26 protein-coding genes and 1 pseudogene are annotated in these 24,158 nt (G+C 66.4%); 15 read left to right on the forward strand and 12 right to left on the reverse strand.

The window, feature by feature from the left end; genetic code table 11:
- From CXQ91_RS19615 to CXQ91_RS19630, 4 genes are all read left to right on the forward strand, one after another.
- A complete protein-coding gene (locus CXQ91_RS19615) occupies positions 1 to 1,020 on the forward strand; it encodes a carbohydrate kinase (protein WP_258074141.1) in 1,020 nt (339 codons plus the stop codon).
- A gap of 10 nt (positions 1,021 to 1,030) precedes the next feature.
- Positions 1,031 to 1,540 carry a YbhB/YbcL family Raf kinase inhibitor-like protein gene (locus CXQ91_RS19620; protein ID WP_104175565.1) on the forward strand — a complete coding sequence of 170 codons (510 nt, stop codon included), beginning with the start codon at positions 1,031 to 1,033 and terminating at the stop codon, positions 1,538 to 1,540.
- A gap of 73 nt (positions 1,541 to 1,613) precedes the next feature.
- Complete coding sequence (locus tag CXQ91_RS19625) at positions 1,614 to 2,432, forward strand: HAD family hydrolase (protein ID WP_104175566.1); 819 nt, start codon at positions 1,614 to 1,616, stop codon at positions 2,430 to 2,432.
- A gap of 68 nt (positions 2,433 to 2,500) precedes the next feature.
- A complete protein-coding gene (locus CXQ91_RS19630; RefSeq protein WP_104175567.1) occupies positions 2,501 to 3,229 on the forward strand; it encodes a glycerophosphodiester phosphodiesterase in 729 nt (242 codons plus the stop codon).
- On the opposite strand, the gene CXQ91_RS19635 is transcribed toward CXQ91_RS19630, so the two are convergent.
- From CXQ91_RS19635 to CXQ91_RS19655, 5 genes are all read right to left on the reverse strand, one after another.
- Positions 3,226 to 4,773 carry a bifunctional diguanylate cyclase/phosphodiesterase gene (locus tag CXQ91_RS19635; protein WP_104175568.1) on the reverse strand — a complete coding sequence of 516 codons (1,548 nt, stop codon included), beginning with the start codon at positions 4,771 to 4,773 and terminating at the stop codon, positions 3,226 to 3,228. The two genes, CXQ91_RS19630 and CXQ91_RS19635, sit on opposite strands and share 4 nt — an antisense overlap.
- The gene (locus CXQ91_RS19640; protein ID WP_104175569.1) at positions 4,763 to 5,101 is read right to left on the reverse strand and encodes an STAS/SEC14 domain-containing protein; all 339 of its coding nucleotides are present in this window, start codon (positions 5,099 to 5,101) and stop codon (positions 4,763 to 4,765) included. The genes CXQ91_RS19635 and CXQ91_RS19640 overlap by 11 nt, the downstream gene beginning before the upstream one ends.
- Positions 5,102 to 5,229: 128 nt before the next feature.
- Entirely contained in the window at positions 5,230 to 6,258 is a 1,029-nt protein-coding gene (locus tag CXQ91_RS19645) for a hypothetical protein (protein WP_104175570.1), read from the reverse strand.
- Positions 6,259 to 6,319: 61 nt separating this feature from the next.
- The gene (locus CXQ91_RS25040; protein ID WP_104175571.1) at positions 6,320 to 6,541 is read right to left on the reverse strand and encodes a hypothetical protein; all 222 of its coding nucleotides are present in this window, start codon (positions 6,539 to 6,541) and stop codon (positions 6,320 to 6,322) included.
- Positions 6,542 to 6,608: 67 nt separating this feature from the next.
- Positions 6,609 to 8,252, reverse strand: a complete 1,644-nt coding sequence (locus CXQ91_RS19655; protein ID WP_258074143.1) for an ATP-binding protein — start codon at positions 8,250 to 8,252, stop codon at positions 6,609 to 6,611.
- A 93-nt stretch (positions 8,253 to 8,345) separates the two neighbouring features.
- Between CXQ91_RS19655 and CXQ91_RS19660 the strand changes: the two genes are divergently transcribed.
- Both CXQ91_RS19660 and CXQ91_RS19665 read left to right on the forward strand, forming a co-directional pair.
- Entirely contained in the window at positions 8,346 to 8,717 is a 372-nt protein-coding gene (locus CXQ91_RS19660) for an STAS/SEC14 domain-containing protein (protein ID WP_104175573.1), read from the forward strand.
- A gap of 70 nt (positions 8,718 to 8,787) precedes the next feature.
- The gene (locus CXQ91_RS19665; protein WP_104175574.1) at positions 8,788 to 9,597 is read left to right on the forward strand and encodes a class I SAM-dependent methyltransferase; all 810 of its coding nucleotides are present in this window, start codon (positions 8,788 to 8,790) and stop codon (positions 9,595 to 9,597) included.
- A gap of 254 nt (positions 9,598 to 9,851) precedes the next feature.
- Here the strand turns inward: CXQ91_RS19665 and CXQ91_RS19670 are convergent, their stop codons facing one another.
- Together CXQ91_RS19670 and CXQ91_RS19675 are read right to left on the reverse strand one after the other, a co-directional pair.
- Positions 9,852 to 10,829 carry an ADP/ATP-dependent (S)-NAD(P)H-hydrate dehydratase gene (locus tag CXQ91_RS19670; RefSeq protein WP_104175575.1) on the reverse strand — a complete coding sequence of 326 codons (978 nt, stop codon included), beginning with the start codon at positions 10,827 to 10,829 and terminating at the stop codon, positions 9,852 to 9,854.
- Entirely contained in the window at positions 10,813 to 11,586 is a 774-nt protein-coding gene (locus tag CXQ91_RS19675; RefSeq protein WP_104175576.1) for a histidine phosphatase family protein, read from the reverse strand. Before CXQ91_RS19675 ends, CXQ91_RS19670 begins: the two co-directional genes overlap by 17 nt.
- 145 nt (positions 11,587 to 11,731) lie before the next feature.
- Between CXQ91_RS19675 and CXQ91_RS25045 the strand changes: the two are divergent.
- The 3 genes and pseudogenes from CXQ91_RS25045 to CXQ91_RS19685 form a co-directional block, all read left to right on the forward strand.
- Positions 11,732 to 11,845: pseudogene (locus CXQ91_RS25045) on the forward strand (DUF6480 family protein); the annotation flags it as partial.
- Between the two features lie 28 nt (positions 11,846 to 11,873).
- The gene (locus CXQ91_RS19680; protein WP_104175577.1) at positions 11,874 to 12,686 is read left to right on the forward strand and encodes an alpha/beta fold hydrolase; all 813 of its coding nucleotides are present in this window, start codon (positions 11,874 to 11,876) and stop codon (positions 12,684 to 12,686) included.
- Positions 12,687 to 12,766: 80 nt separating this feature from the next.
- Positions 12,767 to 13,891, forward strand: coding sequence for a glycerate kinase (locus tag CXQ91_RS19685; protein WP_104175578.1), 1,125 nt, complete (start codon positions 12,767 to 12,769; stop codon positions 13,889 to 13,891).
- Positions 13,892 to 13,904: 13 nt separating this feature from the next.
- On the opposite strand, the gene CXQ91_RS19690 is transcribed toward CXQ91_RS19685, so the two are convergent.
- Together CXQ91_RS19690 and CXQ91_RS19695 are read right to left on the reverse strand one after the other, a co-directional pair.
- Positions 13,905 to 14,567, reverse strand: coding sequence for a DUF6766 family protein (locus CXQ91_RS19690; protein ID WP_104175579.1), 663 nt, complete (start codon positions 14,565 to 14,567; stop codon positions 13,905 to 13,907).
- 55 nt (positions 14,568 to 14,622) lie between these two features.
- Positions 14,623 to 15,114: a DUF6328 family protein gene (locus CXQ91_RS19695; protein ID WP_104175580.1), complete on the reverse strand. Its 492-nt coding sequence runs from the start codon at positions 15,112 to 15,114 to the stop codon at positions 14,623 to 14,625.
- Between the two features lie 200 nt (positions 15,115 to 15,314).
- Here CXQ91_RS19695 and CXQ91_RS19700 point away from each other — a divergent pair, with 200 nt between their 5' ends.
- On the forward strand, positions 15,315 to 16,214 hold the full coding sequence (locus CXQ91_RS19700; protein ID WP_104175581.1) for an SDR family oxidoreductase: 900 nt from the start codon (positions 15,315 to 15,317) through the stop codon (positions 16,212 to 16,214).
- Between the two features lie 80 nt (positions 16,215 to 16,294).
- On the forward strand, positions 16,295 to 16,810 hold the full coding sequence (locus CXQ91_RS19705; RefSeq protein ID WP_104175582.1) for a hypothetical protein: 516 nt from the start codon (positions 16,295 to 16,297) through the stop codon (positions 16,808 to 16,810).
- A gap of 189 nt (positions 16,811 to 16,999) precedes the next feature.
- Here the strand turns inward: CXQ91_RS19705 and CXQ91_RS19710 are convergent, their stop codons facing one another.
- Positions 17,000 to 18,355, reverse strand: a complete 1,356-nt coding sequence (locus CXQ91_RS19710; RefSeq protein ID WP_104175583.1) for a uracil-xanthine permease family protein — start codon at positions 18,353 to 18,355, stop codon at positions 17,000 to 17,002.
- A gap of 204 nt (positions 18,356 to 18,559) precedes the next feature.
- Here CXQ91_RS19710 and CXQ91_RS19715 point away from each other — a divergent pair, with 204 nt between their 5' ends.
- Together CXQ91_RS19715 and CXQ91_RS19720 are read left to right on the forward strand one after the other, a co-directional pair.
- Positions 18,560 to 19,165 (forward strand): malonic semialdehyde reductase, encoded by a 606-nt coding sequence (locus tag CXQ91_RS19715; protein WP_104175624.1) that lies wholly within the window; start codon positions 18,560 to 18,562, stop codon positions 19,163 to 19,165.
- Positions 19,166 to 19,364: 199 nt separating this feature from the next.
- Positions 19,365 to 19,940: a hypothetical protein gene (locus CXQ91_RS19720; protein WP_104175584.1), complete on the forward strand. Its 576-nt coding sequence runs from the start codon at positions 19,365 to 19,367 to the stop codon at positions 19,938 to 19,940.
- Here the strand turns inward: CXQ91_RS19720 and pgm are convergent.
- Positions 19,930 to 21,579 carry a phosphoglucomutase (alpha-D-glucose-1,6-bisphosphate-dependent) gene (gene pgm, locus CXQ91_RS19725; RefSeq protein ID WP_104175585.1) on the reverse strand — a complete coding sequence of 550 codons (1,650 nt, stop codon included), beginning with the start codon at positions 21,577 to 21,579 and terminating at the stop codon, positions 19,930 to 19,932. The genes CXQ91_RS19720 and pgm overlap by 11 nt on opposite strands.
- Before the next feature lie 260 nt (positions 21,580 to 21,839).
- On the opposite strand from pgm, the gene CXQ91_RS19730 reads away from it, so the two are divergent.
- Together CXQ91_RS19730 and CXQ91_RS19735 are read left to right on the forward strand one after the other, a co-directional pair.
- The gene (locus CXQ91_RS19730; RefSeq protein ID WP_104175586.1) at positions 21,840 to 22,733 is read left to right on the forward strand and encodes a nuclease-related domain-containing protein; all 894 of its coding nucleotides are present in this window, start codon (positions 21,840 to 21,842) and stop codon (positions 22,731 to 22,733) included.
- A 121-nt stretch (positions 22,734 to 22,854) separates the two neighbouring features.
- Entirely contained in the window at positions 22,855 to 23,277 is a 423-nt protein-coding gene (locus tag CXQ91_RS19735) for a DUF4190 domain-containing protein (protein ID WP_104175587.1), read from the forward strand.
- A 7-nt stretch (positions 23,278 to 23,284) separates the two neighbouring features.
- Here the strand turns inward: CXQ91_RS19735 and CXQ91_RS19740 are convergent, their stop codons facing one another.
- On the reverse strand, positions 23,285 to 24,157 hold the full coding sequence (locus CXQ91_RS19740) for an aminoglycoside phosphotransferase family protein (RefSeq protein ID WP_258074144.1): 873 nt from the start codon (positions 24,155 to 24,157) through the stop codon (positions 23,285 to 23,287).
- Between the last annotated feature and the right edge of the window lies 1 nt (position 24,158).

Genomic DNA, 24,158 nt, shown 5'->3' on the forward strand with positions numbered 1-24,158 from the left:
ATGCTCACAGTTATTGGCGAAGGCCTGGTCGACGTTGTCCAACGCTCCTCGGGAATCGAAGCCCACGTGGGCGGCAGCCCGCTCAACGTGGCGGTGGGACTGGCCCGGCTGGACCATCCCGTGCAGTTCATTGGCAGGTTCGGACGCGACGCCTACGGCGAGTCCGTGGCCGCCCACCTGAAATCCAGTTCGGTCATGGTGCCGCAGGGCCCGGATGCCCTGCCAACCAGCGTGGCCACCGCCCTGATCGACGACGACGGCGCTGCCACCTATACGTTCGACCTCGCCTGGGAGCTCCCCGGGCTCAGCGGCCGGCTGCCGTTCATGCTGCAGGGCACAACCCTGGTGCACACCGGTTCCATAGCCACCATGCTGGCACCGGGCGCCGCCGAGGTGCTTGCCGCCGTCGAGCACGCCCACCCGTCCGCCACCATCAGCTTCGACCCCAATTGCCGCCCCAGCATCATCACCGACGTGGACTATGCCCGCCGGCAGGCGGAAAAGTTCGTGTCGCTGGCCGATGTGGTGAAGGCCTCCGACGAGGACCTCGAATGGCTGTACCCCGGCGTGGACGTCCTTGATTCGGCCCGGCGGTGGCTCTCCCTGGGCGGTTCCGAAGGGCCCGCGCTGGTGGTGGTCACCCGCGGCGCGGCCGGCCCCTGGGGCATCACCGCAGCCGGTGAAGCCGAGTTCCCTGCCCCCAAGGTTGATGTGGCAGACACCGTCGGTGCGGGGGATTCCTTCATGGCCGCGTTGATTTCCGGGTTGGTGGACCGGGGCCTGGACGGTGCCCAGAACCGGAAGGAACTGCGTGAATTCCCCGCCGAATCGCTCCGCGAACTCCTGGCCCATGCCGCCTGGGCAGCCGCCGTAACGGTGTCCCGGCCAGGGGCCAACCCGCCCACCAGGGCCGAGCTCAACCACTTCGAGCTCGAGAGCCTGGAACGCGACGGCTTGGAACGCGATGCCGCGGAGCTCGCCGGAGCCGACCTGAGGAATGCCGACTCCACCAGCAACTGAAAGGCAGCAGATGTCTCCCCACGATTCCCCGTCCCTGCGGGTCAGCAGCGAGTCCTTCCACGACGGCCAAACGCTGCCGCCCGCCCAGCGCAGCGGCAAGATGCGCGCCGGCGGCAAGGACGAATCACCGCAGCTGAGCTGGAGCGGCGCTCCGGAGGGCACCAAGGGCTACGCGGTCACCATGTTCGATCCCGATGCCCCGGGCCGCGGCGGATTCTGGCACTGGGCCGTGCTGGACGTTCCAGCCGGCGTAACCTCGCTTCCCGCCGGAGCCGGGGCGGAGGGCGGTCGGCTGCTCCCAGCCGGTGCACTGCAGCTGAAGAACGACGGCGGTTTCCATGGCTACCTGGGGGCCGCGGCGCCGCCGGGCCACGGGCCGCACCGCTACGTCGTCACGGTGTACGCCCTGGACGTGGAGCACCTCGGGCTGGACGCCGGGTTCAGCCCGGCCAAGCTCGAGCCGAAGCTGGCGCCGCACATGCTGGGCCGCGGGACGATCACGGGCATCTTCGAACGCTGAGCCCGAATTCGCGCGTCTGGGCCGGACTTGGATCCAGGGCGGACCCGCCGCCGGCCCCACGTAGACTGGCACTATGCGGCTGGTAGCAAGTGACATTGACGGAACGATCCTCGGGCATGATGGCAAGATTAGCGACCGTACCATCCGCGCCTTCCACGCCTGCCGTGATGCCGGCGTCGAACTGGTATTCGTGACCGGACGGCCGCCCCGCTGGCTGCACCCCCTGGAGGACCAGCTGGGGCACGCCGGAACGGTGATCTGCTCCAACGGCGCCGTGGTGTGGGACCTTGAGGACGGCCGCCTGGTCTCGGCCCGCACCCTTGCCTTGGACGCGGTCTTCGAAACGCGCCGCATCATCAAGCAGCTGCGGCCCTCCGCGCTGTTCGCCGCGGAAACGCTCACCGGATTCCACCTCGAACCGGGTTTCATCGAAAATGACTCCAGCGAACTGCTGTCCGAGTTCACCCCTGCTCCGCTGGCCAGCACGCTTACAGCGGCCGACGCCGTGGTCAAGTTCCTGGCAATTGTCCGTGAAGGCACCGCCGACGAATTCCTCGCCGAGGTCTCACCTGCTGTCGCCCACCTCGCGTCGGCCACCCACTCGGCGCCCACCGTGGCAATGCTGGAGCTGGCAGTGCCGGGCATCAACAAGGCCGTGACGCTGGCCGAATATGCCGCCAGCCTGGGGATTGCCGCCGCTGACGTGGTGGCATTCGGGGACATGCCCAACGATATCGAGATGCTGCGCTGGGCAGGCGACGGCTACGCGATGGCCAGCGGCCACCCGGAGGCCATCCGCGCCGCGGGGCAGCAGGCACCTCATTTCGACGACGACGGCGTGGCCCAGATCCTCGAAGCCAAACTCGCCGAACTTGGTGTCAGGCCCCTCTAGGCGGGCGTCAGGCAGTGGCTGAGTCCCAACCCTTCTTTGCGGCCGGAAGCCCCTCGGCACGGATTGCCATGGCACACCGAGGATACTCGCCGGACGGACTGGAAAACTCGATGGCAGCGTTCCGCTCCGCCGTCGAACTTGGCTACCGTTATCTGGAAACGGATGTCCACACCACCGCCGACGGCGTGCTGCTGGTGTTCCATGACCCCTGGCTGGACCGTGTCACGGACGGGGCGGGACGCATCTCCCGGCTCCCGGCCGGGACGATTGCCCAGGCAAGGATCGGGGGAGTGGAGCCCATCCCGCTCTTCAAGGAGCTGGTGTCAGCCTTCCCCGGCGTGCGGCTGAACCTCGACGTCAAGGACTGGAGCTCCGTTGCCAGCCTCGCCGCGGCCATTGAGCAGTACGGCGTCCACGACCAGGTGCTGATCGCCAGCTTCTCCGACCGCCGGCGGCGGGCCGTTATCAGGCTCCTGAGCCGGCCGGTCGCCGGGTCGGCGGGGATTGTATCCAACGCGCTCTTCACGGTGCTGGGGCCGGTGCTCCCGGCCCGGGTCATACGGCAGGCACTGCGGGGCGTGCACGCGCTTCAGGTGCCGGTCAGATACGGTGCAGTCCGGGTGGTGACTCCGGGCTTCGTCCGCCGGGCCCACCGGCACGGACTGCAGGTCCACGTATGGACCATCAACGATCCGGCGGAAATGCGCCGGCTCCTTGACCTTGGCGTGGACGGAATCGTCACGGACCGCGCGGATCTCCTCAAGCAGGTGCTCCAGGACCGGGGGCAGTGGGACTAGCGGGACTGGCCGCCGTGGTGTGATGCCCGCTGTGCATCCAACACCCGTGCGAACTCGTCCGCAGGGACCGGCCGCCCGAAGTAATACCCCTGGGCGCTGACGCAGCCGATGCCGGCCAAGTGCTGTGCCTGTTCCGCGGTCTCCACCCCTTCCCAGACGGCCTCCAGGCCGCAGGCCCGGATCAGCTGGAGGATCGCGGCAATCAGGGCCGGCTGGGCCGGGTCAGTGCCGAGGTCCTTCAGGAGGGAGCGGTCCACCTTGACCTTGTCCACGGGCAGCCTGCGCAGGTAGCTGATGGAGGAATAGCCCGTGCCGAAGTCATCGATTTCAAGCCCCACGCCGAGCTTGCGCAGGCTGTTCAGGGAGTACCGGTCCAGTTCGTTGCCGCTGACAATGGCGCCCTCCGTCAGTTCGAGCACAAGCAGTTCCGGGCTGAGTTCCGCCCCGATGATGGCATCACGGACCTCTTCGATGAACTCGAGGCGCTGAAGGTCCGTGGGCGAGATGTTGATGCGCATGGAGAAGTCGTCACCCGCGTAGGACGCTGCGCGCCAGTCCCGGAGCTGTCCGACGGCGGCGCGGAGCACCCAGCCGCCCAGCTCGGAAATGAGTCCGGCGTCTTCCGCGAGCGGAATGAATTCATCCGGCATCACCATTCCACGGGACGGGTGGTTCCAGCGGACCAGGGCCTCCGCGCCCTCGATCCTGCCCGTGGCGAGCTCAACCACGGGCTGGTAGTAAAGCACCAGCTGGGATTCCGTAATTGCCGTTCGCAGGTCCTCAATCAGCTGGCTTCGCAACTGGCGCGCGTGCAGCATGGCCGGCGCGAAGACCTTGAGCCTGTTGCGGCCGTCAGCTTTGGACGCGTACATCGCCACGTCGGCTTCCATCAGCAGCTGTTCCGCGCTCTGGCCGGCCCCGCCGATGCACAGCCCCATGCTGGCACCGCAGTGGACGGCGTCGTTCTCGAGCTCCACCTGGTCCTCCAGGGCCGCGAGGATGCGGTTGCCCACACTCGCGGCCCGTGCCAGTGTGGTGGCCGGCATCAGCACGGCAAATTCATCGCCGCCCAGACGGGCCACGGTGTCCGTGTCGCGGACGGACTCTTTGATGCGCTCGCCGACTGCGGCCAGCACCTGGTCCCCGGCCGCGTGGCCGAGGGTGTCGTTAATGCCCTTGAAGGCGTCAAGGTCCAGCAGGAGGACGGCGGGGGGCAGGCCGCCCTGCTCAGTCTCCGTCAGGGCCTCGTTGAGGGCGCCGACGAGGGCCGCCCGGTTCGAGAGGCCCGTCAGGGAGTCGGTGAGCGCCATCTTCCGCATTTCCTGATGGGCTTCATTGAGGAGCCGGGTGCGCAGTTCTACCCGCTGTTCAAGCTCCTGGTACATGATCTGCAGATCCTCGGCGAGGAGGTTGGTGCCCATGATGACGGCATCCAGTTCGTCCCTGGCAGGGGATACTTCGATTCTGGAGTGGAGTTCGCCTGCGGCGAGGCGGACTATTCCGTCCAGCAGCTTGCCCAGGCGCGGATCGCCGTCAGTGAACATAGGCATGTTCCTTCAACCAATAGATCGCCTCGGCTTCGGACGTGAAATAGCCGGCAGGCCGCGACGTGAAGCCGCCGCCGAGGATGAAATGGGCCAGGATCCGGTCCACCGGTGTCTGGCCGAGCAAGGCCCAGGCCGCCACGGTGGTCAGGCTGCCGAAAACAGCCCTGGCCGCCCTGCTGACGGACGCCACATCCGTCACGTCCATCAGTACAGCCACCCGGGAACCGGCCGACGGGACCTGGAGTTTCGCGGCCAGCAAGCGGGCTGACGGCTCATCCAGGTGTTCGTCCCGGGGGAGCACGATCTTGATGATGTGATCGTGCATCAATCCAAGCGGCTGAGACATTCTTCCCCCGACTATGTGAGAGGAGGCTTTTGGCCTCTCTGGCACCACCAGGACTTCGATGATGCCGTGTGACTAAAAATACACTGTCAACCCGCGTCCGGAGTCCCCTAGCCGACGCCGGCCGCAAATGCCCGAACCTGGGCGCTCCGTTCCGAGGCCGCCGCATCGTCAAAGAGCGCCGCCGCGTCCTCCAGCCGCTGCAAGCCCTCGCCGTTTTCGCCGTTGGCAAGGAGGGCCTTTCCCAGGAGGAAGGAGGCCTCGCCGGCCGTTTGGGTGGCCAAAATACCGGATTCGGTGCAGAGCGGCCTCAGCATGTTGATTGCCGTGGCCATGTCGCCGGTAAGGAAGTGCCAGTGCGCCCGGGCGAAGGACATTTCCAGTAGGTCCCGGTCGCTGCCGCCCACCACCTCGGTGGCCAGTTCGGCCCGCTCGATGCACCGGAGCGTGGCTGGTTCGGTGAGCTCCGCCTCCAGCCGCATCACGGCTGAGGCGCGGTTGAACCTCGCCCAGAGGTCCACGTCCTTCGACGGCGAGAGGCTCTCGGCAGCCATATCGTGGTAGCGGCCGCCGTCCGCGAGCCTGCCGCTGAGGAACGCGACGTTGCCGATCACCCAGTAGGCTTTGCCGGCGGTGTCCTCGTCCACGAGGTCCGTCAGCAGGCCCTCAAGCAATAGGCACTGGTCCCACGCTTCATCGAGCCTGCGGCTTTCGGCGAGGGCGGCGATGAGGGCCCTTTGCGCTTCCACGTGGAGGTAGACGTATTCGGCGTTGCCGGCCACGAGGTTCGCGGCGGTGGCCGCGGCCGAGACAGCATCCGGGAGCCTCCCGAGGCCCTGCTGCGCGACCGCCAGCAGCGTGTAGGCGCGGGCGGCCAACAGGGGATGGTCCGAGGAAAGGGGAGACTCGGCAAGGGACTTGGCGACTTCCAGGCACTCGGGGATCGATCCCTCGTCGCGGAGGCATTCGGCTTTGAGGTAGATCATATTCCACCAGCCGGAATGGTCTCCGGTTTCGAGGGCCAGCGCCGCTGCTGCGGCGGCCTGGGCTTTTGCGCCGGCGTAATCGCGATTTCTTGCGCTTTCGCGTGCCTGCAGCTCGGCCACTACGTAGGGAGTCAATTTCCGGGGAGTCGGCATTTTCCAATTATCCACCCGGGTGGCCTCTCGGGCAGCCCGGAAGCCTACTATTCTCTTCGTATTACTTCGCTTTAATGTTGATGATTTGACCGTATAATGACGCACGTAATGCAAGTTCACGCTCAATTGTTTGAAAGGACCAACGGATGAAGAAGATTGCCGCAACATTCTTGCTCACCGGCGTTCTGGCTGTTGCAGGATTCGCCGCACCCGCCAACGCCGCTCCGAAGTCGGACACAACTGTCAGCACCTCCAGCAAGACTGTGACTACCCAGTCCTCCATCGGTTGGTGGCCTAACTAGTTCGGCGAGCACGCTGCCCCTGGATTTCATATCCGGGGGCAGTTCCTTTTAAGGGCCGGAAATAGGCAGCTGAACGGTGATCGTGGTGCCAGTGCCGAGTTCCGAACTGACCGCCAAATACCCCCGATGCGCCTTTACGATGTCGTAAGCAATGGCGAGTCCGAGTCCGCTGCCGGGGACGGCAGTGGACGTCGCGTTGGATGCCCGGAAAAAGCGTGTAAAGAGATGCGGGATTTCTTCGCTCGGGATTCCCACACCAGTGTCGCGTACGCGGATATTTACGCCGGGTTCTCCATCAGTCATTGGCTCAATGCGGCAGCTGACAAGAATCCGGCCCCCGCTCGGGGTGAATTTGATGGCATTTGAAACCAGGTTCGTAAAAACCTGCTCCAGTTGAACTTCATCGGCGATGATCGCGGGGTCGCCGTCGTCGAGTTCCAGCGAGATGGAGACGTCCCCCAGCTCCGCCAGCGGACGCAGTGCCACCGTCACGATCTGGAGGGTGTGCCCCAGCTGGACAGGCGCCAGATGAAGGTTGGCGCCCTCGTAATCCTGCCGGGAAACAGTGAGCATGTCCTCGATCAGCCGGCGGAGCCGCTCGGAGTTCCGGACGATGATGTCCAGCATCCGGTCCACTTCAGGGGGCACCGGCCCACCCACGCCGTCCTGGATCATGTCCAGGTAGGCGGAGATGGAGGTCAGCGGCGTCCGCAGTTCATGGTTGACGGTGGCCAGGAAATCGGTCTTCGCCTGGTCAAGCTGGCGCAACTGCTTGACCACCTGCTGCTGGGCGCTCATCAGGTGGCTCTGGATGAGCCCGTAGGCAACGTTGCCGGCGACGTGCTGTATCAGGGAGATCTCGGTGCGCGTCCAAACGCGGGGTTCGTCGAGCTGCGCAATCCAGATGGCGCCGAGCGACGATTTTCCTTCGCCCACGGGAACGAACGCGGAGGCCCACGGGCGCATGTGTTCGGTCCAGGCCGCCAGGCCCTGATCCTCGGGGGACCACTCATGGATGTGGTGGTCGTCCACAGCGAGCACCTCGGCCTCCGACCAGAGCCGGTCCGCAACGCGGTGGGCAGAGGATTCATGGATTCCCAGCCCGTCCACGATCGGGGCCAGGCCGGGACGGTGCCACTGCGCAGCTATCCGGGGCACACGGTCGTCGTCGAACGTCGTGAACAGAACACGGTCGGCGCCGAACGTCTCCCCGAATCCCTTCACCAGGAGGTCCGAAATCACGTGCGGATCTTGCGTCGCCCGCACGGCGGAGGACACTTTCCGGAGTTTCTCGCGCAGCCGTTCGGCGCTCTCCCGCGCCTCGGAGCGCAGCGCAGCACGGCTGATCAGGACATCCGCCCGGTGGACGAGCTCGGCTGGCGCGGCAGGCTTGGCAATGTAGTCCGCCATTCCCAGCGTCCGGACGCTTTCAGCCTCGGTTTCGTCGTCCAGGTCGATCAAAAGAAGCAGCGGGGCAGTCACGGGCAGGCCCGCAAAGGAATGATCCGCGACGACGATGCTGGGGTTGTGCCGTTCCAGCAGCCCGGCAAGACTTTCCTGGCTGGAGGCCTTGGCGACCTCGAAGCCCGCGGCGGACAGGACGGCCGCCGTTGCGGACAAGCGCCCGCTGTCCGGGTCCGCCACGATTGCCGTGCGTGGTACGAGTGATTTCTCCGCCGCCAGTATTACCACACTGCCCCCTTCGGTCCCGGTTGAGTACATTGTAGGGTGACATCAGCCGCACGCATCCCATGCGGGCGAACCCTGGCGGGAGGAAGGGTGAATATGTCCGGATATCGCGAGGAAGGCGCAGAGGCGGGTCTGACGCTGGGAGCCGATGGAATGCTCCGGCTGAAGTGGCCCAGGGGCGCAGTGATAACGACGACGGATGCGGAGCGCGCCATGCTCCGGGTGAACCAGTTGTGCGGCGACGACAGGCATCCCATGCTGGTGGACATGGCCACTACAGCGGAGGTGACCCGCGGCGCCCGCGCCGTGTTCGGCCGCCCGTGCCAGGCGTCCCGGATCGCATTGCTGGGGTCCTCGCCGGTTGACCGCGTGCTGGCCAATTTTTTCCTGGGCATCAACGCCGTGCCGTGCCCCACCAAGTTCTTCACGTCCGAGCGGGACGCCATCGAGTGGCTCGCTTTGACCTGATCCCCAGGTGGATTACGTCGCCGGCGCCTGATTTTCCTGGCACCAACGCCGGTGCACCTATATTGGTGCCATGCTGTCCGCCTTAAAAAAATATCTAATGATTCCCAAGCTCGTGCGGTTGTCCGCGGGGGCGCCCCGGGATCATCACGCCGCCTGGGATCTGTTTTGGTCCAACGTCAAGTCCACCGGTGCCGCGGGCGATGTACTTTGGGACGCCGGCACCGACCACGAAATGCTGGGCTACGTGGACATGCTGCGCCTCCACCTGGACACAAACCTGCCTGTGGTGGACATCGGCTGCGGCAACGGCAGCTTCACCCGCCGGCTGGCCGGGCACTTCCCGCACGCCATGGGTGTCGACGTCTCCGCCCATGCCGTCCGGCGTGCCCGTGCCGAGTCCGCGGGACTGCCGAACGTCTCCTACGCTGTCCGCGACATGACGGCGCCTGGCTCCGGAACCGGCTTGGGTGAAGAGCTGCACGTTCTTGGCGCGGACGGCGGGGCTAATGTCTTCATCCGCGGCGTCCTCCACGTCCTGCGCGAACGTGACCGGTTCGCCTTGGCCGAAAACGTTCGTGCCATCGCGGGAGCCCGGGGCCGGGTGTTCCTCGCCGAAACGGATTTTCAGGGGAACGCCGTCGACTATGTGTCGCATCTTGGCGCCACGCTCCGGTCCATTCCCGCGCCGCTCGAAGGCGCCATCCGCGGGCTGCCGATGCCCGGGCATTTTGGCCCGAAGGAGCGGAGCCTGGCCTTCCCGGCCGACCGCTGGGAACTGATCGAGGACGGTCCCACCACGATCGAGACGGTTCCCTTGTCCAGCCCCACGCAGGCGGACCTCATCCCCGGCTATTTTGCGGTCATGAAGGCCCGGGGCTAGGGAGCGCGGGCCCATGCCCCGCCCGTGAGTGCTAGCCGCGGCCCCTGCTCGTCGAAGGGTCGCCGTCCGCTTCGGAGGGATCGGCCCGCAGGTCGATGCCGTCTCCGATTCCCATCGACCTACTCCTCCCCTTTCGCCTCCGGCGCAAGCCTGAGGGCGCCAGTCATGCATCCAGATTAATCAGCATGCTTACGATTAGTCCAGAGTCCGACGGCGAGCCGGGACAGTGTTACCCGCCTGCCCGCGGCGCCCCCTCAGGTTCCGAGTTCCATCATCAGGGCCGGCAGTTCCTCGGCAAGTTCCCGGGCCAAGTACCCGAGACTCCCCAAGCGGCTCGCCAGCCGGTCACCGGCGGCAGCATGGAGGTGGGTGCCCCAGCAGGTGGCCTGTGCATCGGTGGTGCCCCTGGCGCGCAGTCCTGCGATGGCGCCGGCCAGGATGTCTCCGCTGCCGGAGGTGCCCAGGCCGCCGTAACCGGTGGTGATTTCCCAGAGGCCGCCGTTCGCCCGGCCACCCTCGTCCTTCGGGTTGCCCGTGGTGTACCCGGCCGGGGCGGCGATGACACCCTGGCAACTCACCACCGCACCGTAACGCCCGGCTATTTCCGCGACGTCCTGGTGCAGGTCGCCGACGTCCCGCCCCAGCAGGACTCCGGACTCGGTGATGTTCGGCGTCAGGATGAGCCGCCCTGCCCACGCGCCGAGCTCGTCGAGGAGTCCCGGAAGGCAACCTAAAGCGTAGGCATCGAGTACAACAGCCGGTCTGGCGCCGGAGGCGCCGCTGCCGTCCCTTCCCCTTCCGTCTTCGACAGGGTTCCCGGAATCCAGTTTCAGCAGCTCCCTGAGGAGGGACTCAGCTTCGTCCGTGTCGTCCAGGCCCGGTCCCACCAGGACTGCCGCTGCCTGCTTCAGTTCCTCTGCCAAGGTGATTACCCCAGTGCCCCGGACAGTGCCGCCGTCTGTTTCAGCGAGGCCCACCACGCCCGCTTCCGGCAGCGCTACCGCAACCTGCACCGCCGTCGAGCCCGCCACTGCCAGCGTCAGGCGGCCCGCCCCCGCACGCAGCGCCGCCGTGCCGGCCAGGAGTGTGGCTCCCGGCGTCTTCCGGGCGCCCCCGATCACCAGCACCGATCCGCGGTCGTCCTTGCCGGACCCGCCGCCTGGGAGTGGCCAGTCCCGCAGGAGAGTGGGGGTGACGGGTATGGCTGCGTCGGCCCTACCTCGGGTGGACATTGGCGTCCCCCGCGTGTTCGGTCACCGGTACGCCCTCGCTCACCAGATGGTCGGCCATGTTGAAGCTCTCCAGGATCCACGGCCCTGCTCCGTCCGGCCGGACGAACCGCGTGAGCGAGGCGTTGAGGACGGTGGATGTGGCGGCAATATCCAGGATTTCCGGTTCGGTGAGCCCTTCGAGGATGTAGCGGAACAGCAGGATCAGGGCGTCGTGGCACACCAGCACGACGCGCCCGCCGCCCGGTTGCCTTTCGAGGTCGGCCAGCAGGGAGCGAAGCCGAAGCACGACGTCGGCCCAGGACTCACCGCCAGGCGGCCGGTAGTAGAACTTCCCCAGCCAGCGACGTCGGGCCGCTTCCTCCGGAAGCCGGGCTTCCACGCCCGCGGAGGTCAGCATGTCCAGGATGCCCAGTTCCCTGTCCCGGAGCCGTTCGTCGATGAGGATTCCTGCGGGCCAGCCTCCGGTTTTCACGGCGAGCTCGGCCGTCTGGCGGGCGCGGACGTACGGCGACGACCATACTGCCGCGGCCCGCTGCTCCTCGGGAAAATCAGCGAACAGCTGGCCAAGGGCCAGGGCCTGTTCGCGTCCGGTAGCGGACAGTTCCACATCGGCATCCCGGGCGGGGACCTCGATGACGTGTGCTCCGGCCTGTCTGGCGAGAGTGGCGGCCACGTTGCCCTGGCTCTCGCCATGGCGCACCAGCAGAAGCTCGGTCAATCCCGTACTCACAGGACTTCGGTCATCGGATTGCGGCATTGCTACCCCCTTGGTCCGGGTCCGTTCCCCTCACGTTCTTTTGCGCACTCGTCGGCTGCCGATAGCTCGGGAAGGCCCACGTTACTACTGCGCGTGCGTCCTTGTCGCGGCAATGAGGGAACGCTGGGCTGGCCACCCATCAGCCCCGTTGGAAGGCAACGTCACCGGGTTGGAGCCCGGCGGCGGTGTCCCGCCCGGCGAAACGCCTCCGGCTGAAGACTCGATGAGCGGGGATCAGGGCCACGAGGAATGGCTGAATCAGCGCCGGGGAGGGCTATCCTCGACGGATGAAGGGTGCCGTAGCAACAGACGTCGAGACCGGAGGCCTCCGTGGACGAATGTATGCCTCGCGGGCCAGCGCAGCTGTCCAACCGGAGGGCCTTGCAGAGACCCCTACGATTGTCCTCATCCATGGGATTGGCGTTTCCCACCGGTACCTTGTCCGGCTGCACCAGGTCCTGGCCAGGACCGCGGATACGATTTCGCTCGACCTGCCCGGCTTTGGAGCCACCCCGCATCCCGAGCGCCAGCTCACTGTGGCCGACCACGCGGCGTTTATCCATGACGTACTGGACCGGGCCGGGGTGGGGCCGCGTGTCCTGGTTGGGCATTCCATGGGGGCGCAATTCGTCCTGGAGGCAGCACTTCAGCGGCCGGACCAGGTGCCGCACGTGGTGCTGATGGGACCCGTCGTGGACGTCCGACGCCGGACGCTGTTCCGCCAGATGCTTGCGCTGACCAGGGATGCACTGCTATACGAAACGCCACGGTCCAACGCGGTGGTGTTCAGCGATTACCTGCGCTGCGGCCCGCGCTGGTACCTCAAGCAGTTGCGGGTCATGATGAATTACCGGACCGAGGACCGGATCCGCAGTCTGAACACTCCCGTCATGATCCTCCGCGGCGCTTCGGACCCCATCGCATCAGGTGAGTGGTGCCGGATCCTTGCCCGCCGGGCACCGGCAGGCAAGCTGGTGGAGGTCCCGGGCTGCGGGCACGTGGTCCAGTACACCGGAACATCGCAGGTGGCCGACGAAATCAGCGCTTTCACGGGGCTGCCCGGTTCCGGTACCGCGCAGCAGGCCCTGAACCGTCACTAGTCGTGGCCTGTCTGGGCAGCTCCGTCACTGGGCCGTCATGCAGGCAAACGCTTTCCGACGGATGCTGGCAGGATGGACCCATGCGCATTCTTATCGCTCCGGACAAGTTCAAAGGGTCACTGACCGCGGCCCAGGCCGCAAGCGCCATCGCAGAGGGGGCGCTGCGCGTCTATCCGGACGCCGTCGCAACCCAGTTTCCCGTGGCCGACGGCGGGGAAGGCACCCTCGAAGCCGCCGTTGCCGCCGGTTACGAGGAGCGGCTGAACGCCGTCGTCGGTCCCATCCTGGCCCCAATCGGTGCAGCCTGGGCCATCCGCAAGGATGCCTTCGGCGGTGCAACCGCCGTCATCGAAACTGCCCAGGCCTCCGGTCTGGCGCACATGGAACCGACGCCCGCTAACGCGCTGCGTGCCCACAGTTACGGCTGTGGCCAGCTGATCGCCGCCGCCCTGGACGCCGGGGCTACGGAGATCGTGCTGGGCGTCGGAGGATCGGCAATGACCGACGGCGGCAGCGGCGCGTTGCGTGCACTGGGCCTGAAGCCGTTGGACGCCGCCGGAAACGTGGTTCCCCTGGGCGGTGGTTCGCTGGCGGACGTTGTGCGCGTTGACGTGTCAGGAGTCGATCCGCGGCTCGCCGCGGTAAAGATCCGGATCGCCGTGGACGTTCAGAACCCGCTGTTCGGCAACGACGGCGCAGCGCACGTCTTTGGCCCCCAGAAAGGGGCTGATGCGGACGCCGTGGAACTTCTGGACGCGGGTCTCCGCAACTGGGCCTCCGTGCTCCGACAGGCCACGGGACGCGATGTCAACGTTCCCGGAGCCGGCGCGGCCGGCGGGTTCCCGGCGTCGTTCCTTGCTTTCAGCGGTGCCACGCTGGAAGGCGGCTTTGCCCTGGTGGCGGACCTGACGGGTCTGGCCGGTCAGTTGGCCGAGGCTGATCTGGTGATCACGGGCGAGGGTTCCATGGATTCGCAGTCGCTGACGGGGAAGGCTCCGATTGCCCTTGCGGATGCGGCGCGCGAACGGGGCATCCCGGTGATTGTGGTGGCGGGGCGGATCCTGGTCACCCCGGAGGACCTCGCCAGGCACGGAGTGGTGGCCGCGGCGCAGCTACTGGACGTCGCAGCCAGCCCCGAAGACGCCATCGCCAATGCCGCCAAGTACCTCGCCCGGGCTACCAGCCAGGTCCTCGAAGGCGCCTGACGGTGCGAGGCCGCTACGCCCCGGTTTCGTAGTGCGGTTCAGCCACGGGCTTGGACTCGGGCGAACCTCGTTCGCGCAGATAGACGGACGCGCCAACCAGGACGGCAACGGCCAGGAATTCGCTCTGCCAGTTCTGGAACGACTCGAACCAGAAGCGGCTGGTCGCGAGGTATCCGAGCAGCGTGACCCCGGGCTGGCCGTGGCTTTGCTGTTCCTCGCTGTACTCCTCACTGCCGCCAACGGCGTGGAGGGCGAAGGAGGCGAGGAACAGCAGCAGGAACAGGATGGATAGCGAGTGCTCGTAGAGCTTGAGCACCAGGCCCCCGCGGCGCACCGGCCAGGGAGTGGCGGCTTTCACCGTGGCGTCCCGCGGATCCTGGTCCTGCGGCGCCGTGCGGCCCATCGGTTTGGATTCGGAGGAGCCCTTTTGGAAGAGGAACACAGTCAACACGACATACATGCCCATCTGCAGGAATTCCGATTCCCAGTTCTCGAACGTGGCTTCGAGGAAGGCCCCGGTGGCCAGGTAGCCCGCGATTCCCACCGCAGGCTGGCCGTGGGCCATCTGGTCTTCGCTGTAGTCGCTGGCACCGCTGATAATCATGCCGCCGAAAAACACGGCGAAAAGCCCGATGTTGGCCAGCAGCAGCCCGTGTTCCTTAGCCCACTTCTTCATGATGCCTCCCGGTGGGATGAATAACTTGGGTGGAGTTCGGGCTTCGGCATACCGGCTACTTCTTCGTTGCCCGCTTGTGGAGCCAGATCGGAACTAAAACGAGTAGCAGGATCATCACCGCGAGGAGTCCTCCGCCTGCGAGGAGCCCGGCATTCCGTCCGGCGGTTACATCGAAGACTAGTGACGCCGTCCCTGCGCTGAGGAGCGCGACACCGCCCAGTGCAACCTTCGCAATCCGGTCCGCGCTTGCCACGAGCGTTGACTTCAGCTGCTTCCGGAAGAGCCTGCGGTGCACGCTGACCGGGAGGAGGATGACAGCGGTGACGAGCGCGGCGAGCAGCACGTTGGTCAGGTACAGTCCCACCTGGTAGTCATCCAGTGACTCGAACCGTTCCTGGAAAGGAATGGTCAGGAGGAACCCCGCAAGGATCTGCACACCTGTCTGCAGTACCCGGAGTTCCTGGAGTAGCTCTCCCCAGTTGCGGTCCATCTGCTGATTGACGGACTCGTTCCTGCCGTCCCCGGCTACTGCGTCACCGTCTGACATGGGCTCACCTCCGGGCCTCGCACGCAACGGCGCGCAAACTAACTCTCAACCTAGGCTTGAAGCCTGACAATTACAAGCAATGCTAAGTTTACTGACTAATTTTTCCAAAACGGTGGACTTGCCCATTCCGCTGGGATAGTTTCGAAGGGCCGGTTGCGCACCGGAACCGATGGAAAACCGACACGCAAGCGAGGTGGACTATGACTGATCCCGGTAAGAAGCAAGACCAGCCGAAGGACCCCCGAAACGGATACCATTCAGGCCCTTTCCCGGAGCAGGTGCAGGAGCAGCCGGGACTCACGGCGCCCATGGAACCCCGGCCGGACCATGGCGAAGAAAGCTATGAGGGGAGCAACGCGCTCGCAGGCAAGGCGGCGCTGATAACCGGCGGCGACTCCGGCATCGGCAAGGCCGTGGCCATCGCCTTCGCCCGTGAAGGCGCCGACGTCGCCATCTCCTACCTCCCCGAAGAGGAAGCCGACGCGCAGGACACTGCCGCATGGATCCGCAAAGCCGGACAGCGCCCGTTGCTGCTGCCCGGGGACGGCCGCTCCGAGGAGTTCAGCACCAGAATCGTCGAGGACGCGCTGCAGGAGTTTGGCCGGCTGGACGTTGTGGTGCTCAATGCGGCCTACCAGAAGAACCGGGACAGCTTCGAGACGCTTCCCACCGAGGAATTCGACCGGGTTTTCAAGACCAACCTCTACTCCCTGCTGTGGACGGCCAGGGCCGCTGTGCCGCACCTGAAGGCGGGCGCTTCCGTTATCACCACCGCGTCCATCCAGGCTTTCAACCCGTCGCCGGGACTCATCGACTATGCCATGACCAAGGGCGCCCAGGTTGCCTTCACCAAGGCCTTGGCCCAGGAACTGGGGCCCAAGGGCATCCGGGTCAACGCCGTTGCCCCCGGCCCCATCTGGACGCCGCTGATCCCCGCCACGGAATGGCCGGAGAAGCTGCCGAAGTTCGGTCAGGACACCCCGCTGGGACGGGCGGGACAGCCCGCTGAGCTCGCGGCGGCCTACGTCCTGCTCGCCTCAGACCACGGCTCCTACATTTCCGGGGCGGTGCTTCCGGTGACGGGCGGTAAAGGCCTCTGACACGTTGCGGTGCGTCGGGGCAACCCGGCACCAAGCGCTACCGAGTTTCCATTCAGACCCGACCAGCCAGGAGGAATGAGATGACCAACGACAGCCAGGGAACCCCCATCGAGGAGGAAGGCGGTTACGGCACGCCAACAGTCGAGCAGGAAACGGGCGGCGCGGACACTAAGAAGTTCGCCCAGCCCCGCGAGGAAGAGGCCTTCGACGCGGCTGGCCTGAGCCAGGACAGCCCGGACGGCGAAACCTATCCGGCCGGAGCGCCGGACCTCAGCCAGTTCGGCGCCGAGGACCAGGACAGTGCAGGCGAACCCGGAGCAGGACGCTTCGGAGGTACGGAGGATCAGTTGAAGGCAGAGAACGAAAGCACCGACCCCGGCTTCGAGGACAGTGCCGAAGCAGATGCGGGCGACGCGGCAGTGCCCTCCGCGGAAGCGGAAATGGACGAGTCCAACACCGAGGATCCGGACGCGGGGCGTCCGTTCTCTTCGGAACCCAACCAGGACGCGGCAGGAATCCCGGACGGCAGCGGCACTGATCTGCCGGATAGCAAGGCCCCCAAGGACCGCGACGACGACACGTTCGACGCCGGCTAAACGTCCGCCGTCGTCCGCCCATCCAAGGGGCGTGTGCCCCGCGGCGCTGCTGCAGCCGGCGCTGCTGCAGCGCCGCCGTCGTGGGGCACTATGGCCGGGGTGTGCCGCGGAAACGGGTTCAGCCGGCGGCGTGTCCGTGTCGAAGTGCCCCGGGTTGACCGCGTGCAGTCACTGTTCCGGTGATTATTCCTACGGACGCTTTTTCGGGGTCCGCTTAGCGGCGGCGTTGATCGCGGCCTTGACGGCGGGCGGCAGCCCGGCCTGCTCGGTCTCCGGTTCAGCAACGCTGCCGCGGGCCTTGGCGATCGCCTTCATGCCGTGGTAGATCACCAGTGCGGCGGCGGATCCCAGGGCGATGCCGGTGAACGTCAGTTCGCCGATGGTCCAGGTGTAGTCGGCGATGCCGATGATCAGGGCAACCGCGGCCGTGGTCAGGTTGACCGGGTTGGAGAAATTCACCTTGTTCTGGACCCAGATCTTCACGCCCAGGATGCCGATCATGCCGTACAGCATGGTGGCGGCACCGCCCAGCACCCCTGCGGGAACCGTAGCTATGAGTTCGCCGAACTTCGGGGAGAAGCTCAGGATGATGGCGAAGGCGCCGGCCACCCAGTAGGCCGCCGTCGAGTACACCTTGGTGGCCGCCATGACGCCAATGTTTTCGGCATAGGTGGTGGTTCCCGAACCGCCCCCGAAGCCGGCCAGCACGGTTGCGGCGCCGTCGGCCATCAGGGCCCGGCCGGAGACGCCGTCGAGGTTCTGGCCGGTCATCGCGGACACTGATTTCACGTGGCCGATGTTCTCTGCGACCAGCACCAGCACCACGGGAACAAAGAGGCCAACCACGCCGAGGTGGAACTCCGGGGTCTGGAAGTGCGGGAGGCCCACCCACGCGGCCGCGTCCATCTTTGCGTAATCCACCTCACCGCGGACCATGGCAACGAGGTAGCCCACCACCACGCCCACCAGAATGCTCAAACGGCCAAGGATGCCCTTGAAAAGCACGCTGACCAGGATGATGGTGGCCAGGGTGATCACCGCAGTAACGGGAGCTGCGTCGAAGTTGTTCTTTGCGGCCGGCGCCAGGTTCAGCCCGATCAGCGCCACGATGGCACCGGTGACGATGGGTGGCATGAGCCGGTTGATCCAGCCGGCTCCGAACTTCTGCACCACGGCGCCGATAATGGCCAGCCCGACGCCGGCGAGCACCACACCGCCCAGGGCGCCGGGAACCCCGAACTGCTGTTGGGACGCCATGATCGGGGCTATGAACGCAAAACTTGAGCCGAGGTAGCTGGGCACCCTGCCCTGCGTAATGACCAGGAACAGCAGGGTTCCGATGCCGGAGAAGAACAGCGTGGTGGCCGGCGGCATGCCGGTGATGATGGGCACCAGGAACGTGGCACCGAACATGGCCACCACGTGCTGCATTCCCACTCCGATGGTCAGCGGCCAGGTGAGCCGTTCGCCGGGGGCCACCACCTCGCCGGGGCGAACCGACTTTCCATTGCCGTGGAGCTTCCATTTGGTGCCGAGCATGCTCATGGCCGGGAGCCTTTCAAGAGAAGGTATCGCGGGAGGGGGGAAGGAATCTTCCGGAGCAACATTACCGCGCAGGACGCCCCGGACGCCGCTGTGCCGAAGGTCACGCGCGGTCACGGGAAGAGGAAAGCTTCGCTTGAAGTTGCAACTATGGATAGCAGAACCGCCGGCCACCCCGGGTGGGCGGGTCCAGCGAAAGGTATGCAGATGACAATCGCACATGAAGAAGCAGTGATCGATGCGGCGGCCGTGGACGCGATTTTCGCCGAAGCCCGTACGGCCAACGCTTTTACCGGCGAGGTCACGGATGAGCAGGCCCGCGCCATTTACGAACTCACCAAGTTCGGCCCCACAGCCTTCAACTCCCAGCCGCTGCGCGTGACCTACGTCCGCTCCGAACAGGCGCGCGACCAGCTCGTGGAGACCCTCTCGGCGGGCAACCGGGCCAAGACGGCATCGGCCCCGCTGGTTGCCGTGCTCAGCTACGACACCGCCTGGCAGGAGCAGTGGGACAACTTCCTGCCCGGCTACAACGCACCCAAGGCCATGTACGATTCCGCGCCCGAGCTCGCGGCGACCACGGGCAACAACAACGCCCACCTGCAGGCCGGGTACTTCATCCTGGCAGTCCGCTCGCTGGGCTTCGCAGCGGGTCCCATGACGGGTGCGGACTTCTCCGCCATCGATGCGGCGTTCTTCCCCGCGGGGGACCAGAAGAGCTTCCTGGTGGTGAACATCGGCCAGCCCGGCCCTGACGCCTGGGGCGAAGCAAAGCCGAAGTTCGCCTACGACGACGTGGTCCGCACCGTCTAGTAACCGGTCTAGTAACCCGCGCGGTTACACAGAGAGGCCCCCGGCACGATGGGGGACACGCCGGAGGCACTCTGGGCAACATTTCTGCAGGTATCTGCACGGCATGTGTCCGGGGCCACTTTCCATTTTAGTCGAAATTGCCACGCTGGCTACTGTGCCCGGCCGCCCGCGCGGACGGGCGCAGTGGCACACTGGCCCTATGCGGAACCTGATTCTGGTGGCCTTTATCGAGCCCGTCACCGACGGGCTCGTGTTCCCCCGCGACGACTGGCCCCTGCACATCACCCTCGTGAGATTCGATGTGGATGCGAAGTCCGGCGTTGACCTGGAGTCCGACGACGACGCTGTTAAGACCGACGCTGTTAAGACCGACGCTGTTAAGACCGACGGCGGCGGCCAGGCGTCCGGCCTCGCCGACCGGATTGCCGGACTCATCGACCTGCCCGTGCGGGCGGCCCTCGGCACCAGGCTCACCATCGGTGACGACGCCGGCTTCGGCCGGCTGGGATCCGTTCCGGTCAGCCTGGTCGAGCCGAGCCAGCCCCTGCAGGAGCTTCACGAGTCACTGATGGGAACCGTTGCGGGGCTGCCGGGGCGCGTACCCACGCCGCATTACACTCTGGACAACTACCGTCCCCATGTGTCGCACCACGGCGACAAGCGCACCCTGCCGGGCGACGTCGTCGTGCTGGACCGCGTGGCGCTGGTGGATATGGCGCCGGACGGAAACCATTCCGTCCGGCGCATCCTCCGTCTGTGGGAACTTACGAAATAACCCCGTCCACCAAGGCCTTGGCTTCTGCCTGGACCTGCTTGAGGTGATCGGCGCCCTTGAACGACTCGGCGTAGATCTTGTAGACGTCCTCGGTGCCGGACGGGCGGGCGGCGAACCAGGCATTCTCCGTGACCACTTTCAGGCCGCCGATGGACGCGCCGTTGCCGGGAGCCTCGGTGAGCTTGGCCGTGATCGTCTCACCGGCGAGCTCGGTGGCCGTGACGTCGGACGGGGAAAGCTTGCCGAGCGCCGCTTTCTGCTCGCGCGTGGCTGCGGCGTCGATGCGGGCGTAGACGGGATCGCCGAACTGGTCCGTGAGGCCCTTGTACAGCTGTGACGGCGACTTGCCCGTGACGGCCGTGATTTCCGAGGCCAGCAGCGCCAGCAGGATGCCGTCCTTGTCGGTGGTCCACACGCTGCCGTCCATCTTGTTGAACGAAGCGCCTGCGGATTCCTCGCCGCCGAATGCGCCTTCGCCGGACAGCAGTCCGGGGACAAACCATTTGAAGCCCACGGGGACCTCCACCAGCTTGCGGCCCAGGCTTTCGGCCACCCGATCGATGATCGAGGAGGAGACGAGCGTCTTGCCGATCACGGACTGCGGGTTCCAGCCGGTGCGGTGGCGGTAGAGGTAGTCGATGGCCACGGCGAGGTAGTGGTTCGGGTTCATCAGCCCGCCGTCCGGGGTGACGATGCCGTGGCGGTCGGCGTCAGCGTCGTTGCCCGTGGCGATGTCATAGCTGGCCCCGCTGGACATCCTGTTGATCAGCGAGGCCATGGCGGACGGCGAGGAGCAGTCCATCCGGATCTTCTCGTCCCAGTCCAGCGTCATGAAGGCCCACTGCGGGTCAACGGTGGGGTTGACCACGGTGAGGTTCAGGTGGTGCCGTTCGCCGATCTCGCCCCAGTAGTCAACGGACGCGCCGCCCATGGGGTCGGCGCCGATCCGGACGCCGGCTTCACGGATGGCGTTCAGGTCCAGAACGGACGGGAGATCGTCCACGTAGCTGCTGAGGAAGTCGAATTTGCCGGTGGTGTCCGCGGCCAGGGCGTCCGCCACAGGGATGCGCTTGACGCCGCGGAGCCCGTTCTCGAGGAGCTCGTTGGCGCGGTTGGCGATCCATCCGGTGGCATCGGTGTCTGCGGGTCCGCCGTGCGGCGGGTTGTACTTGAAGCCGCCGTCGCCGGGCGGATTGTGGCTGGGCGTGACCACAATGCCGTCAGCCTGCGGGGCGCCGGCCGGGGCATTGTTGTTGTGCGTGAGGATGGCGTGGCTCAGGGCCGGGGTGGGCGTGTAACCGTGGCGGGCGTCGATGAGGACGTTCACGCCGTTGGCTGCCAGCACCTCCAGTGCGGAGTTCTGCGCCGGTTCGCTGAGGGCGTGCGTGTCCTTTGCCATGTACAGCGGGCCGGTGATGCCCTGGCCGGCACGGTATTCCACGATGGCCTGGGTGATGGCCACAATGTGGGGCTCATTGAACGAAGCCTTCAGGCTGGACCCCCGGTGCCCGGACGTGCCGAACGCAACGCGCTGGCCCGGATCGCTCAGGTCGGGAGAAACATCGTAGTACGCGTCCAGGAGCGCAGTGAGGTCAACAAGGTCTTGGGGTTGGGCAACTGTGCCCGCGCGGCTAGCCATGGCACCAGCATGCCAGACGACGGCGGGACACAGCACGGTTTGAACCGGAATCCGGCCCCTATGACGCCGAATTTCACCGGGCATTTACCAATTCATTCCTATTTCCATTTAATTCGGGCAGTATTTGGATGCGAAAAAGCGAGTGGTGGCGCCAAAAGTACCTATATACCCGCCGTCGCAGGGCTGCTAATTTCTAAGGAAATTACGACGGCGGACCCTCCTCCGCCGTGAGCGTTGCGGCGAATCCAAGGGGACACTCAATGGCGGCAGGGGACGGAGCGGCAGATCAGTCACGGCTCGCGGCCGAGCGGATTGCCCGGCTGAAGCGCCAGCTGGACCACGCCGAACGCGCGTCCGATACCTGGGGTGCCGGTGCCGACGGGGAGCGCCGCACCGCCAACAAGCTCGGCGAGCTGGCTCCGCACGGCTGGTTCCTGCTGCACGACGTCCATTGGCCCGGCCGCCCGCTGGCCAACCTGGACCACGTACTGGTGGGGCCGGGCGGCGTTGTAGTGGTGGATACCAAGAATTGGTCGGGGAACGTCGAGGTCCGGGACGGGGTGCTCAGGCAGAACGGCTACACGAGGAATCCCGCCGTGGACGGCGCCCTGGGGCAGGCGGCCGCAGTGGCTGCATTGCTCAGTGCTCCCCACCGGCGCCTGGTCCGTTCCATCATCTGCCTGACCGGCCAGCCCGACCTCGGCGAGGTGACGGATTCCGGCGTCGAGGTGTTGGGCGTCAACCGTGTTGTTGCCCGGATAGCTGCGCTCCCGGCAGTGCTGGATCAGCAGGCGGTAGTTGGCGTCTACTCCCATCTGGGACAACAGCTGACGCAGCCCCAGTCGTCCGCAGCCCCCAACTACCGGAGCATGCCCATTCAGGGCCCGGCGCGGTGGCCGCGGCAGAACCCGGGCCAGGGCGCGCACCAGGGGACCGGGTATCCGTCGCCCCTGCCCAGCCGCTATCACGGACCCGTGGCCGGCAATGCCGCGGGCCGGTTGTCCCCGGCGGACACCCCGCGGCCCCCGCAGTACCTGAAAAGCCTGTACGGTGAACGCCAATTCCGCAAAAGCCGGGCAGTCGGCGCCCTGTGGAGCCTGCTGATCCTGGGGATCGTGGCGTTGGCACTCTCGGCGCCGCTCTGGGTCCGGTAGCCATATTTTCAGGCGGCCGCATCACGGCTGCATCACAGGTGCATTACGGGTGCGTACGGGGACGGCACGTCCGGCGGCGCGTTGGTAGGCTGGTTAAAACCACTCAAAAGGGGATTTTCCCATGACCAACCAGCCTGCCCCCGGCGACGAGGGGACGCCACAGGGCTACCAACCGCCGTCGTACATTCCGCCGCAGGGGTCACAGCCCACGCCGCCCAGCAATCCCTATGGCCAGCCGTCCGGGCCATACGGCATTGTGTATGGCCAGCCGTCGTACTACGGGGTGCCGCCGGAGCCCAAGAGCCTGAGTATTGCCAGTCTGTGCTGCGGGATCGCGGTGTTCCTGGGGCTGGGAATTTTCATCCTTCCGCAGATTGCGGCCGTCGTCCTGGGCCACTTGGCATACCTGCGGGAACCCGCAGGCAGGGGCCTGGCCACTGCCGGGTTGGTCCTTGGCTACCTCGGGCTTGCGCTTACGGCCATCGTGCTGACGCTCATCGTGGTGGCAATCTTCGCCGCAGCCAACGCCGGGTACGGCTTCTAACGCCCTGTCAGTCCGTCAGCGCCCGCTCCAGGCGGGTGGCATTCGCCTCCAGCCAGGCGGCCCGTCGCTCAATGACTCCGCCCACGCCTTCTGACCACATCCGCGCCCAGCCGCCGCCCACCGTCCGGGCATTGTGCTCCATCCGCTCGTACGACAAGCGGACGGCGTCCACGCCGAAGCCCGGCAGCCGCCGTCGTTCGTCCCCGGTCCAGCCATAGGCGTCCGCGAACATCCGGAGCCGCCGGAACGGATCCAGCTGCTCCCAGCCGGGCCAGGCATCGGCCGGGTCCCTGAGCGGCACCCAGTGCATTGCAGTGTTAAAGGAGTCCTTGAGGGCGGTGCTTGGCCCCGCGAGGTCGAAGTCCACCAGGCCGGCGGCCAGCCCGCCCCGGACCACCACATTCTGCGGGGTCACATCCAGGTGGCAGACCAGCGCTGCGGGATCGCCTTTCACGGTGTCCTGCCGGACGGGCCGGAGCGGGAACGGATGTGCCGCCGGCACGAACCCCTCCGAAGCGTGGTGCAGCCGGCGGACCAGGCGGCCCAGGGACGCAAGGAGGTCCTCCGACTGCACCCACGGTTCGGGCGCCGCTCCGGCGCAGTCCCCGGGCACGAACGTGAGGACATCCCGGCCTTCCGGGTCGCGCCCCAGGAACCGCGGCGAGCCCTCGAAACCGGCCTTCTCCAGCCAGTCGAGATAGTCGGCCACCGCGAAACTCTGCGGCTGGTGCGGGCGGCGGATCGTTCCGCCCACCCGCACCACGCCTTCGGTGACGTCGCCCGCGGGCATGGGTTCGACGTCGGACGCCTCGCCGGCGGCGGGCCGGTAGAGGCGGGATTCGACCGGCCTCTGCGCAGCCGGCGGGCGGTGGTTGCTCACC

This window comes from Arthrobacter sp. Y81, assembly GCF_002929335.1.
Taxonomy (GTDB): Bacteria; Actinomycetota; Actinomycetes; order Actinomycetales; family Micrococcaceae; genus Arthrobacter.